The sequence below is a fragment of the Arthrobacter agilis genome (genome assembly GCF_002953615.1).
Classification (GTDB): Bacteria; Actinomycetota; Actinomycetes; order Actinomycetales; family Micrococcaceae; genus Arthrobacter_D; species Arthrobacter_D agilis_B.
The window spans coordinates 1,034,155-1,045,987 of record NZ_CP024915.1; the positions used below are offsets into that span (position 1 = coordinate 1,034,155).

At 71.2% G+C, this 11,833-nt stretch carries 10 protein-coding genes and 1 pseudogene; 9 read left to right on the top strand and 2 right to left on the bottom strand.

What is annotated here, in order from left to right; all coding sequences use genetic code 11:
- Positions 1–80 precede the first annotated feature (80 nt).
- The 5 genes from dut (at position 81) to CVO76_RS04950 (ending at position 3,933) form a co-directional block, all read left to right on the top strand.
- The gene (gene dut, locus CVO76_RS04930; RefSeq protein WP_133081708.1) at positions 81–590 is read left to right on the top strand and encodes a dUTP diphosphatase; all 510 of its coding nucleotides are present in this window, start codon (positions 81–83) and stop codon (positions 588–590) included.
- Between the two features lie 77 nt (positions 591–667).
- A complete protein-coding gene (locus CVO76_RS04935) occupies positions 668–1,480 on the top strand; it encodes a DUF3710 domain-containing protein (RefSeq protein ID WP_208740975.1) in 813 nt (270 codons plus the stop codon).
- A 125-nt stretch (positions 1,481–1,605) separates the two neighbouring features.
- Positions 1,606–1,845 (top strand): hypothetical protein, encoded by a 240-nt coding sequence (locus tag CVO76_RS04940; RefSeq protein ID WP_244186211.1) that lies wholly within the window; start codon positions 1,606–1,608, stop codon positions 1,843–1,845.
- Positions 1,846–2,625, top strand: coding sequence for a DUF3159 domain-containing protein (locus CVO76_RS04945; protein WP_208740979.1), 780 nt, complete (start codon positions 1,846–1,848; stop codon positions 2,623–2,625). It abuts the gene before it with no gap.
- 174 nt (positions 2,626–2,799) lie between these two features.
- The gene (locus CVO76_RS04950; protein ID WP_133081712.1) at positions 2,800–3,933 is read left to right on the top strand and encodes a glutamate--cysteine ligase; all 1,134 of its coding nucleotides are present in this window, start codon (positions 2,800–2,802) and stop codon (positions 3,931–3,933) included.
- 199 nt (positions 3,934–4,132) lie between these two features.
- Here the strand turns inward: CVO76_RS04950 and CVO76_RS04955 are convergent, their stop codons facing one another.
- A complete protein-coding gene (locus tag CVO76_RS04955) occupies positions 4,133–4,810 on the bottom strand; it encodes a potassium channel family protein (protein WP_133081713.1) in 678 nt (225 codons plus the stop codon).
- Complete coding sequence (locus CVO76_RS04960) at positions 4,807–5,481, bottom strand: potassium channel family protein (RefSeq protein ID WP_133081714.1); 675 nt, start codon at positions 5,479–5,481, stop codon at positions 4,807–4,809. The genes CVO76_RS04955 and CVO76_RS04960 overlap by 4 nt, the downstream gene beginning before the upstream one ends.
- Before the next feature lie 102 nt (positions 5,482–5,583).
- On the opposite strand from CVO76_RS04960, the gene CVO76_RS04965 reads away from it, so the two are divergent.
- The 4 genes and pseudogenes from CVO76_RS04965 to CVO76_RS04980 form a co-directional block, all read left to right on the top strand.
- The gene (locus CVO76_RS04965; RefSeq protein ID WP_244186213.1) at positions 5,584–7,560 is read left to right on the top strand and encodes an APC family permease; all 1,977 of its coding nucleotides are present in this window, start codon (positions 5,584–5,586) and stop codon (positions 7,558–7,560) included.
- A 9-nt stretch (positions 7,561–7,569) separates the two neighbouring features.
- The gene (locus tag CVO76_RS04970) at positions 7,570–8,931 is read left to right on the top strand and encodes a class I SAM-dependent RNA methyltransferase (RefSeq protein WP_208740981.1); all 1,362 of its coding nucleotides are present in this window, start codon (positions 7,570–7,572) and stop codon (positions 8,929–8,931) included.
- A 121-nt stretch (positions 8,932–9,052) separates the two neighbouring features.
- Positions 9,053–11,026, top strand: coding sequence for a 1-deoxy-D-xylulose-5-phosphate synthase (gene dxs, locus CVO76_RS04975; protein WP_133081716.1), 1,974 nt, complete (start codon positions 9,053–9,055; stop codon positions 11,024–11,026).
- Between the two features lie 595 nt (positions 11,027–11,621).
- Positions 11,622–11,833, top strand: a pseudogene (locus CVO76_RS04980) (hypothetical protein); the annotation flags it as partial.

Below are 11,833 nucleotides of genomic sequence, written 5' to 3' on the forward strand. Positions count from 1 at the left end.
GTGTGGCCCGGGCCTGTCGGGTAGGGCCCCGGCAAAGGCGCTAAAGTGGGACGCTGGTAACCGGATAGCTTGCGTGGGAGATGCGGTCAATGGGTACACAGCAGGACCTCCGGGTCCAGATCTTGATGCTCGACGACGGCCTCGAGCCGCCCGCCTACGCCACCGACGGCGATGCGGGCGCGGACCTGCGCACCGCCGTGGACGTCGTCCTCGAGCCCGGTGCGCGGGCGCTCGTCCCCACGGGAGTGGCCCTGGCGCTTCCCCGCGGGTACGCCGGGCTCGTCCATCCGCGGTCCGGACTCGCTGCGCGCCACGGCCTGACCATCGTCAACGCGCCGGGCACCATCGACGCGGGCTACCGCGGGGAGATCAAGGTCTGCCTGCTCAACACGGACCGGTCCGAGGCGGTGCGGCTTTCCCGCGGTGACCGGATCGCGCAGCTGGTCATCCAGCGGGTCGAGCACGCGGTCTTCGCCGTGGTCGACGAGTTGCCCGACAGCGTGCGGGGCACGGGCGGTTTCGGGTCCACCGGCGGCTTCGGTGCCCTCGACGCGACACCCGCGGACCTCCGCTCCGCGGCAGGCGGCTGACGCCTCCCGCAGGCGTCCGCCGCGTCGCACGGAACATCGCACCCCCACGAGAACCTCATCAGGAAAGGACCCCGGACATGGCTTTTGGGCGCCTCAGGAAGAAGAAGCAGGACGACGCCGCCGACGCGCCGCTGACGCAGGAGCCGGCGGCGGACGCCGTCGACGACGCGCCGGTACCGGCGGACACACCGGCAGCAGCCCCGGACGAGGCCGGAGCCCCCCTCGAACCGGCCGCACCCGCCGGCCACGTGGCGAGTGCCGACTACGACCGCGCCGCCCAGGGTCCGTTCGACGCCTCCGAGCAGGACACCGACCACGGCTACATCGACCTCGGTGCACTCCGCATCAATGCCGCCGAAGGACTCCAGCTGCGCCTCGAGGTGGAGGAGCGGAGCAAGCGGGTCATCGCGGTGACGCTGGACCTGGCCGGATCCACCCTGCAGCTCCAGGCCTTCGCCGCGCCCAAGACGGAGGGGCTCTGGGACGAGATCAGGGAGCAGATCGGGACCTCCGTCGGCTCCCAGGGCGGAACCGTCGAGGAGCGCCCGGGACGCCTCGGCACGGAGCTGCTCGCCAAGCTGCCGGCACAGACGCCCGACGGGCAGGCCGGCGTCCGCGTCGCCCGCTTCGTGGGGATCAACGGACCCCGCTGGTTCCTCCGCGGTGTCTTCGGCGGCCCCGCGGCCCTGAACCCGAGCGCCGCGGCGCCCATCGAGAAGCTGTTCCGCAGCGTCGTCGTGGTCCGTGGCGACCACCCCCTGCCGCCCCGGGAGCTGTTGCAGCTCCGGCTGCCGAAGGACGCCGCAGCCGGCCCGCCGGCTGCTCCGGCTGCCGCCCGCCCGGACCTGAACCCGCTGGAGCGCGGGCCCGAGATCACCGAGACCCGCTAGCCGACGTGCCCTCCCGGCAGTACTCACCAGGCCCGGCCGGTTCGTCCATGCCGGCGGGCGGGCCCGCGGGTACGTCCGGTGTGCCCGCAGCGCTGCCGGAACGCGGCAGGATCAAGGCACGGGGCGTGATCGACCGGATCACCATCGCGCCGGTGACCGCATCGCCGTCGTTCACCGTCCTGGCGCGGATCGACTGGAACGGCGCCCGGGAGGACGTGCGCATCGTCTGGATGGGCCAGCGCCGCATCCCCGGCATGGAGGCAGGGGTAGCGTTGCGCTTCGAGGGCATGCTGAGCCGGGTCGACGGCCTGCCCACCGTGTACAACCCCCGCTACGAGATCATCGGCCGCCCCGAGGAGTCCTGAATGAGCCACCCCACGAACGAGCCCGGCGCGTCCTCGGAGCCTTCCGGCGCCGTGGGCCCGGCCTCCCGCCCCGACCCGCAGCAGGCCGGGCCCACGGCGGCCGACCTGGCCACGCAGTACGCAGCCAGGTCCGGGGTGAAGCGCAACCACTCCGGCCAGATCGACGTCCTGTCCTCGATCGGTGGCGTGCAGGGACTCGCCGAGAGCATCGCGCCGGGCCTGGTCTTCACCGTCCTCTTCACGATCACCACCGACCTCCCGGTCTCGCTCGTCGCGGCGCTGGCGGTCTCCGCCGTCTTCACCGGGATCCGGCTCGTCTCGCGCACGCCCGTCACGCAGGCCCTCGCCGGACTCGTGGGCGTCGCCTTCTGCGCCTTCGTCGCCCTGCGCACGGGCAACGCGGAGGACTTCTTCCTCCCCGGGTTCTTCATCAACGGTGCCTACATCCTCGCGATGGCCGCGTCGGTGGTCCTCCGCTGGCCGTTCGCAGGACTCCTGTTCGGTCTCCTCCGCAACGAGGGCATCGAGTGGCGGAAGGATCCCGTCCGCGTCCGCGCGTACTCCCTTGCCACCTGGATCATCGTCTCGGTGCTGGCGCTGCGCCTCGTGGTGCAGGTGCCGCTCTACCTGACGGAGAACGTGGCGGCGCTGGGTTCCATGCGCGTGGCCATGGGCCTGCCGCTGTATGCCCTCGGGCTGTGGCTGGCATGGGTCGTCTCCCGGCCGCGCCCGGCCGACTCCGACTCCGACTCCGACTCGGGCATCGTCCCCGGCATGTAGCCGGGCACCCCTCGTCGTCGTCCTCGCGGCGACCGTCGCGGATCCCCTTTTTCAAGCCCGATCGGCCCAGCAGCATTCCTTGCGGAGCCGGATTCGGCAGGCCTACGATGCTGGCACTCCGGGGGTCGGTCGAACGGCGCCCGGCCCTCCATCCAGTGCCACAGGATCGCGAAGATGCGTCGAACAGGTGTCGAAGAGGAATTCCTGATCGTCGACGGCGTCGACGGACACCCCGTCGCGCTGGGCGACGTGCTGGAGCGCCTCGGCGGAGCCGACGGCCTCAGCAGTGAGATGAAGCAGGAACAGATCGAGACCTGCACCCCTCCGCGGATCGGCCTCGCCGAACTGTCCCGTGACATCACCGCACAGCGCATTCGAGCGGACGCCACGGCCCGCTCGGTCGGTGCCCGGGCCGTCGCCCTCGCCACATCACCACTTCCGGCGACGAGCACGACGACACCTGGCCTGCGCTACCAGCGGATGGTGGAGCGGTTCGGCCTCACCGCGGTGGAGCAGCTGACCTGTGGTTGCCATGTCCACGTGGAAGTGGTGTCGGACGAGGAGGGCGTCGCCGTCCTCGACCGGATCCGGATCTGGCTCCCGGTGCTGGCCGCCATCACGTCCAATTCCCCCTTCTGGAACGCCACGGACACCGGCTATGCGAGCTACCGCTCCCAGGCCTGGAACCGCTGGCCCACCGTCGGTCCCTGCGAGATCTTCGGGTCCGCCCAGGCCTATCGCGCCCAGGTGCGGGAGATCCTCCGGTCCGGGGTCCCCCTCGACGAGGGGCAGATCTACTTCGACGCCCGGCTGAGCCACCGCCATCCCACGGTGGAGGTCCGGGTGGGCGACGTCTGCCTGCAGGCCGACGACGCCGTTCTCCTCGCGGCCCTGGTGCGGGGCCTCGTGGAGACGGCAGCGCGGCAGTGGCGCGCCGGCGTGGCACCCGTACCGGCCCCCGCCGTGCAGCTCCGGCTCGCCTGCTGGCAGGCCAGCAGGTTCGGGCTCGACGACCGGCTGATGCACCCGCTGTCCGGCGAGCCGCGCGGCGCGTTCGAGGTGGTCATGGCCCTGCTCGACCACCTCCAGCCGGTCCTGGAGGACCAGGGCGAACTCGGCACCGTGGAGTTCCTGCTGTTCCAGCTCCTGGCGCGGGGGACCGGTGCCGCCCGTCAGCGGACCGCCTACGCGAGGGCCGGCAGCCTCGGGGACGTCATCGCCGACGCGGTGGTGGCCGGCGCCCTGCCGGCCACCCCGCTGCAGGATCCGGCCCCCTCGGCCCTGCTCAGCAGCAACCAGGAGTCGTGACGATCGACGCCGAGCACCAGGAACCCGATCGGTACGGCTACACGCCGCCCGCGCACCGGCAGGGCCGAGTCGGGGCGGACCAGGCGTTCTTCCCGACCTGCGGCAGCTCCCGCCGCCCTGGTGGTGAGTCCCACCCCGCACGGCACGTGCGCGTACCTCGACGCGATCGTGGAGATCTTCCCCCGGCGGGCCCGCGCAGCTAGCTCCCGGCCCCGTCGCTCCGCGCCGAGAGCGCGACGCGCAGTTCGTCCTCCGCCGCGATCGCCGCGAGGAAGAACATCTCGTCGCCGCCCTCGACGACGTCGTCGGGGCTCGGGGTGATGGGGGAGTCGTCCCGCAGCAGGGCCACCACGGCGCAGTCCGCCGGCAGCTCGATGGAGCCGACCGTCCCGCCGACGAGCGGGGAGTCCTGAGGGACTGTGAACTCAACGATCGAGGACACACCGGTCTGGAGCGTCAGCAGGCGGACGAGATCGCCGATCTCGACGGCTTCCTCCACGAGGGCCGTCATGAGGCGCGGGGTGTTGACGGCGACGTCCACACCCCACGAGTCGTCGAACATCCAGTCGTTCTTCGGGTTGTTCACGCGCCCCACGGTGCGGCCCACACCGAATTCGCTCTTCGCGAGCAGCGACACCACGAGGTTGACCTTGTCGTCACCGGTGGCGGACACCACGACATCGGCCTCCTCCAGGCGGGCATCCTTGAGCGTCGTCAGTTCACACGCATCACCGATCAGCCACTTGGCTCCCTTGAGCCCGCTGCGGCCGATCACCTCCGGCTTCTCGTCGATGAGCAGGATCTCGTGCTTGTTGCCCAGCAGTTCCCGTGCGATGGACGAGCCGACACTCCCGGCCCCGGCGATGACGACCCTCATGAGAGATCCTCCTGCGGTGCGGCCGCGAGGATGCGACCGATCTCGTCCGTCGCCGTCGTCTGCATCATGGCGTGCAGGATATCCCCTTGCTGGTAGTTGGTCTCGGCGGTCGGCAGGATCCCCTCCCCGAATCGGGTGAGGTACGCGACCCGGACTCCGCTCGCGGACTCGATACTGCGCAGGGACCGGCCCAGCCAGGCATCGCTCAACGCGAGCTCGGCGAGGATCAGCCGGCCGGAGGTCTCCCGGAAATCGCCGTTGATGGTCTGTTCCGGCAGGATGCGACGCAGCACCTGGTCGGCGCTCCAGCGCACCGCGGCGACCGTGGGGATCCCGAGCCGCTGGTAGATCTCGGCGCGCCCCGGGTCGTAGATACGGGCGACGACGTGGGGCACGTGGAACGTCTCCCTGGCGACCCGGGTCGCGAGGATGTTGGAGTTGTCGCCGCTCGAGACGGCGGCGAAAGCGTAGGCATCCTCGATCTCCGCGTACTTGAGGGTCTCCCGGTCGAACCCGACACCCGTGACCTTGCGCCCGCCGAAGGACGACCGCAGGCGGCGGAAGGCGCGGTCGTCCTGGTCGATGATCGCCACCGAGTGACCGGATTCGTCGAGCGTATGGGCGAGGCTGACGCCTACCCTGCCGCATCCCATGATCACAAAATGAGCCACCGGGGGCACCCCTGATTCTTGGTCTAGATCCTGCCGTTCCCTGCCGTACCAGCTTCAAGCCTAGTGGCTTGGTCCCGGCGCCGACGCGCTAGTCTGTGGGCTGTGCTGACTTTTCTCGAGGCCGTCAAGCGGGTGCTGGTGGGCAAGCCCTTCGCCAGCGACAGGCTGAGGAACAGGAGCCTGCCGAAGCGCCTCGCCATGCCCGTCTTCTCGGCGAGTGCGCTGTCCTCGGTGGCCTACGCCCCGGACGAGATCCTGCTGACGCTCGCGCTCGCGGGTGTGGCGTCCGTGGCCGTCTCGCCGTGGGTCGGCCTCGCCGTCATCGCCGTCCTGCTCGTCGTCGTCGCCTCCTACCGCCAGGCGGTGCACGCATATCCCTCGGGCGGCGGCGACTACGAGATCGCCAAGCGGAACATCGGACCCCGCGCCGGCACCACCGTGGCGTCCGCGCTGATGATCGACTACCTGCTCACCGTGGCCGTGTCGGTCTCCGCCGCCGCACAGTACGTCGTCTCCCTCGCGCCCGGCCTCGAGGGTGGACGCGTGGTCCTCGCCGTCGTCGGCGTCGCGGTGCTCGTGCTGCTGAACCTGCGCGGCATCACGCGCGGTATCCGCGCCCGCGCCGTCATCACCTACGCCTTCCTCGCCGGGATCCTCGCGCTGTGTGCCACCGGCATCGGCCAGGCGGTCACGGGGACGCTCGCGCAGGCGCCCAGCGCGCGGTTCGAGATCGTCCCGGACGCCGCCCTCGACGCCGGCCTCGTGGGGCTGGCCGGCGCGCTCCTGATCCTCCGGGCGTTCTCCGCAGGTGCTGCGGCCCTCACGGGCCTCGAAGGGCCGGGTGCCAACGTGCCGCGCTTCGAGGCCCCGCACAGCCGCAACGCGGCGACGACGCTCGTGATCCTCGGCGTCGTCGCCTCGGCGATGCTCGCCGGCGTCCTCTACCTCGCGAACGCCACCCGCGTGCACGTGGTCCAGGACCCGCAGGCCCAGCTGCTGCTCGACGGCGCGCCCGTCCCGGACGACTACATCCAGGCGCCCGTGGTCAGCCAGCTGGCGAGGACCGTCTTCGACGCCGGGTCTCCCGCCTTCTACGCGGTCGTGGCGGCGACCGCCCTGATCCTGCTCCTCGCGGCCCACGCCGCCTTCAACGCATTCCCCGTCCTCGCGTCCATCCTCGCGACGGACGGCTACCTGCCGCGCCAGCTGCGCACCCGCGGGGACAGGCTGACGTTCAGCAACGGGATCCTCGCCCTCGGGCTGGGGGCCATCGTCCTGATCCTCGTGTTCCGGGCCGACGTCACGGCGCTGGTGCAGCTGTACATCGTGGGGGTGTTCGTCTCGTTCACGGGTGGCCAGCTGGGCCTCATCCGGCACTGGAACAGGACCCTCCGCAGCACGGTGGGCAAGCAGGAGCGGTGGAGGATCCACAAGTCCCGTGCCATCAACTCCCTCGGCTTCGGGCTCACCGCCGCGGTCCTCGCCGTCATCCTCGTCACCAAGTTCGAGTACGGCGCATGGATCGCGGTGCTCGCCATGGCGATCCTGTTCGCGGTGATGCGCAGCATCAAGAAGCACTACGACGCCGTCGCCGAGGAACTCGCGATCGACGACGCGGTCCGCCTGCGGGCCCTGCCCTCACGCGTGCACGCCGTGATCCTCGTCTCACACGTCCGGAAGCCGGTGCTGCGCGCCCTCGCCTTCGCCCGGGCCTCGCGTCCGTCGCGCCTGGATGCCATCACGGTCGACGTCGATCCCGAGCAGACCCGCCGAACCCTCGCCGACTGGGCGAAGTACGAGATCCCGGTGCCGATCACCGTCCTCGCCTCGCCCTACCGGGACACCATCACACCGATCCTCGAGTACATCAGGACGATGCGCCGGGACTCGCCCCGCGACCTGATCGTGGTCTACATCCCCGAGTACGTGGTGGGAAAGTGGTGGGAGCAGCTGGTCCACAACCAGACCGCCCTCCGCATCAAGGCACGGCTGCACTTCGTGCCCGGCGTGATGGTCGCCAGCGTGCCGTGGCAGCTCGCGTCCTCCGACGCGGCCCAGATCTACCAGGACCTGAAGTAGGAAGACACCATGACCGACGCCGTACCAGCCGCCGACCCCACCGAGAACCTGGACCGGGCAGCAGGCTCCGCCGCCGGCACGGCCGAGCTGACCATCGAACGGCCCGCCCACGGCGGGCACTTCGTGGCCCGGCACGAAGGCCGCGTGGTCTTCGTCCGCCACGCCCTGCCGGGGGAAGTGGTCCGCGTGCGGTTCACCGACACCGACGAGGCCGCGAGCTTCTGGCGGGCGGATGTCGTCGAGGTGATCGAGCCCTCCCCGCACCGCGTGACCCATCCCTGGCCCCTGGCGGACGCCCTCACGGCCGCCGCGAAGGGACGCTCCGCCGTCGGTGGCGCCGAATTCGGCCATATCGCCCTCGACGAGCAGCGCCGGCTCAAGGGTGCCATCGTCGAGGAGCAGCTGGCCCGCCTCGCGAAGACCGACCGGGCGGTGACGGTCGAGGCAGCGCCGGGGGAGGCACCCGACGGCCTGGCCTGGCGCACGCGCGCGGCTTTCGCCGTGGATTCGGCCGGCCGTCTCGCCATGCACCTGCACCGTTCCCACGGCGTCGTCCCCGTCCGGGAGATGCCGCTGGCCGTCGCGGCCGTCAACGACCTGCGGCTGTGGGCGCTGGACCTCAGCGGCATCGAGAGGGTGGACGTCGCCGTCCCGTCAGGCGGGGGTGAGCCGCTCGTGCTGCTCGTCCCCGCGGCGGGCACGTCCCCGCGGCGCGTCGCCTCGGTGGCCTCGTCCGTCCACGGCGCCTCCGTGGGCGTCCTCGATCCCGCGTCGGGGCAGGTCGAGCGGCTGAAGGGGAGGACGTGGCTGCAGGAGAGCGTCCTCGGCATCGACTACCGGGTCACGGGAGCCGGTTTCTGGCAGATCCACCGGGGCGCTCCCGAGGCGCTCGTGTCCGCGGTGCTCGACGGGCTGCGGCCGGCGCCGGGTGAACGCATCGCCGACCTCTACGCGGGCGCGGGTCTGTTCACCGTGCCACTCGCTCGCGCCGTCGGGCCGGAGGGTTCGGTGCTGTCGGTCGAGGGTGCGCCCGGGACGAGCCGCGATGCGCGGCGCAACCTGCACGGCCAGGACCACGTGTCGATCGTGCAGGGGCGGGTGGACGCCGTGCTCGGCCGCTGGAGCGAGCCGCTCGACGCCGTCCTGCTCGACCCGCCGCGGGCGGGGGCCGGCAGGAAGGTGGTCCGGCAGATCGTGCAGGCCCGCCCGCGCGTCGTCGGCTACGTGTCCTGCGACCCGGCGTCGTTCGCCCGCGACCTCGGCTACTTCCTCGCCGCGGGCTGGTCGCTCGACTCCCTGCGCGTCTTCGACCTCTACCCGCACACGCACCACATGGAATCCTTCGCGCGGCTCCTGCCGCCACCGGCCTGACGACGGAGGGCTCGGGCGAGCCGGGCGGACGATCGAGGCACCCCGCCGGACACCCGGACGTTAGAGTTAAGGTCAATCGAGGGCGATCCCTCGCCACGCCGAACGAACCGAGGAGGCGCCGATGGGACTCTTGGAGACGATCCACGGCCCACAGGACCTGAGCAAGCTCAGCGACGCGCAACTGTCAGCGCTCGCCGAGGAGATCCGTACCTTTTTGGTCAGCAACGTCTCGCGGACCGGAGGACACCTGGGGCCCAACCTCGGGGTCGTCGAGCTGACCCTCGGCATCCACCGCGTCTTCGACTCACCGCGGGACAGCATCATCTTCGACACCGGCCACCAGTCCTACGTGCACAAGCTCGTGACCGGGCGGCAGGATTTCAGCACCCTGCGCCAGCAGGGCGGCCTGTCCGGTTACCCGTCGCGCGCGGAGTCCGTGCACGACGTCGTCGAGAGCTCCCATGCCTCGTCCTCGCTCTCCTGGGCCGACGGCATCTCCCGGGCCCGGGTCCTCAACGGCGAGGGCGACCGCTACGCCGTCGTCCTCGTGGGCGATGGTGCGCTCACCGGCGGCATGGCCTGGGAGGCGATCAACAACATCGCCGCGGACAAGCGGCGCAGGGTCGTGATCGTCGTCAACGACAACGGCCGTTCCTACGCGCCCACCATCGGCGGTGTGGCCGACTATCTCGCCTCGCTGCGTCCCACCCTCGATTCCGTGCGCACCCACCGCGTCTACGAGCGCACCCTCGACTGGGTGAAGACCCGCATGCAGAACGGCGGCACGGTCGGCGCGTTCAGCTACAAGAGCCTCCACGCCATGAAGAAGGGCATCAAGGACTGGTGGGCACCCCAGGGCCTGTTCGAGGACCTCGGCATGAAGTACGTCGGCCCCGTGGACGGCCACGACCAGGCCGCCGTCGAACAGGCACTGCACCTCGCGAAGAACTACGAGGGGCCCGTGATCGTGCATGCCATCACGGAGAAGGGCCACGGGTACGCCCCGGCCCGGGCCCACGAGGCCGACCAGTTCCACGCCGTCGGCATCATCGACCCCGAGACGGGCGAACCGGTGGACGCCGCGGGCCAGCAGTCCTGGACCTCGGTCTTCGCGAACGAGATCGCCGACATCGCCGACGAGCGGCCGGACATCGTCGGCATCACCGGCGCCATGCTCATCCCCGTCGGACTGCACCGCTTCGCCGCCCGGCACCCGGACCGCGTGTTCGACGTCGGCATCGCCGAGCAGCACGCCGTGGCCAGCGCGGCCGGGATGGCCTTCGGCGGCCTGCACCCTGTCATCGCCCTCTACGCGACCTTCCTGAACCGCGCGTTCGACCAGCTCCTGATGGACGTGGCCCTGCATCGGGCCGGGGTGACGATCGTCCTGGACCGCTCGGGCGTCACGGGACCCGACGGCGCGAGCCATCACGGGATGTGGGATCTCGCCCTGCTCCAGGCCGTCCCGGGCCTGCACCTCGCCGCCCCCCGCGATGCCACGCGGCTGCGCGAGGAACTGCGCGAGGCCGTCGCCATCTCGGACGCCCCGAGCGTGGTCCGCTACTCGAAGGGATCCGTCGGCGCGGAGGTGGAGGCGATCGAACGCCTGCACGACGGCGTCGACGTGCTGTCCCGCCGGCCCGCCGGTTCCCGCGCCAACGACGTCCTGATCGTCAGCGTCGGGGCCATGAGCGAGCTCGCGCTCGACGTGTCGAACAGGCTCGGCGCGCAGGGCATCAGCTCCACCGTGATCGATCCCCGCTGGCTCCTGCCGGTGCGCCGCTCGGTGATCGACCTCGCAGCCGAGCACCGCATCGTGATCGTCATCGAGGACGGTGTCCGTGCGGGTGGCGTGGGATCGAGGATCCGCCAGGAGATGCGGTCCGCGGGCGTGGACACCGCGCTCAACGAGGTCGGACTCCCCGTCGAGTTCCTCGACCACGGCTCCCGGAACCAGGTCCTCGAGCGGGTCGGCCTCACCGCCCAGCAGATCACGCACGACGTCGTCGCGCAGGTCCTGGGCACGAAGGTGCCGGTCGCGAGGCCGCTCGCCGACGACGCATCGCCGGTCACAGGGCAGTTCCCGAAGCACTGATCCCTGGGGGAAGCGGTGGATCGCCGCTTCCCGCAGGACGCCACCGCCCGAGCCCTGCGGGGGAGGCGTCCGCGAACGCGACGACGGCGGACACGGCCGGCATCCGACGACGGCGGACGCCGATGAGCGGTCCGGGAACGCCGAACCGCTCGCCCGGAGCACGATGGACCGGCTCCTGTCCGCGAGTGCAGCGCGCACCATCGGTCCCTTTCCGGGACCGGTGTGAGACAATGGCGATGGCTGGCGGGGGAACCACATTCCCACGCCGGTCCGGTGACAGGCTTCCGTTCCGTGAGCGATGCTTCCGTCCTATCGACTCCGCCCCATCGGCGGACGTAGGCGGAATCCGCTGGCGGGACCCACCGTCCACACGGGCGGCTGAGTTGGAAAAGCGCCACTGGCCTCCGAGTGATTCCGCACCCCCATGACGGTGTGACCTCGGACGGCATGACAACGACTTCCGGTCAGCCGCCGGGCGAAGGGCCCGCGGCCGGCCGACATACCGCCCTGGAGGGCGCTGGAATGTGGACGGTGCCGCAGGGGTTTGGAGCGAGCACGCATGGATCAGTCAGAGCAGCAGGGAAACGAACAGGCAGTGACGGAAGCACCCGCTACCGCGCCGGAATCCCAGGAGCAGGCCGCACCGGCGAGGGCGCCGCGGAAGCGCCGCACCGCGAGTGCCCCCGAGGGAGCACCACCCAAGGCGCCGGAGGCGTCCCCCGAGGAGGAAGCCGCCCCCGTCCGCAAACGCGCCACCCGGGCGCGCAAGCCCGTCGTGGTGACGGACGAGACCGAGGCGGACGCCGT

Bases quoted from the DNA above. Each gene is read 5' to 3' on its own strand.
- dut (WP_133081708.1), top strand. From the start codon at position 81: ATGCGGTCAATGGGTACACAGCAGGACCTCCGGGTCCAGATCTTGATG.
- CVO76_RS04935 (WP_208740975.1), top strand. From the start codon at position 668: ATGGCTTTTGGGCGCCTCAGGAAGAAGAAGCAGGACGACGCCGCCGAC.
- CVO76_RS04945 (WP_208740979.1), top strand. From the start codon at position 1,846: ATGAGCCACCCCACGAACGAGCCCGGCGCGTCCTCGGAGCCTTCCGGC.
- CVO76_RS04950 (WP_133081712.1), top strand. From the start codon at position 2,800: ATGCGTCGAACAGGTGTCGAAGAGGAATTCCTGATCGTCGACGGCGTC.
- CVO76_RS04955 (WP_133081713.1), bottom strand. From the start codon at position 4,810: ATGAGGGTCGTCATCGCCGGGGCCGGGAGTGTCGGCTCGTCCATCGCA.
- CVO76_RS04970 (WP_208740981.1), top strand. From the start codon at position 7,570: ATGACCGACGCCGTACCAGCCGCCGACCCCACCGAGAACCTGGACCGG.
- dxs (WP_133081716.1), top strand. From the start codon at position 9,053: ATGGGACTCTTGGAGACGATCCACGGCCCACAGGACCTGAGCAAGCTC.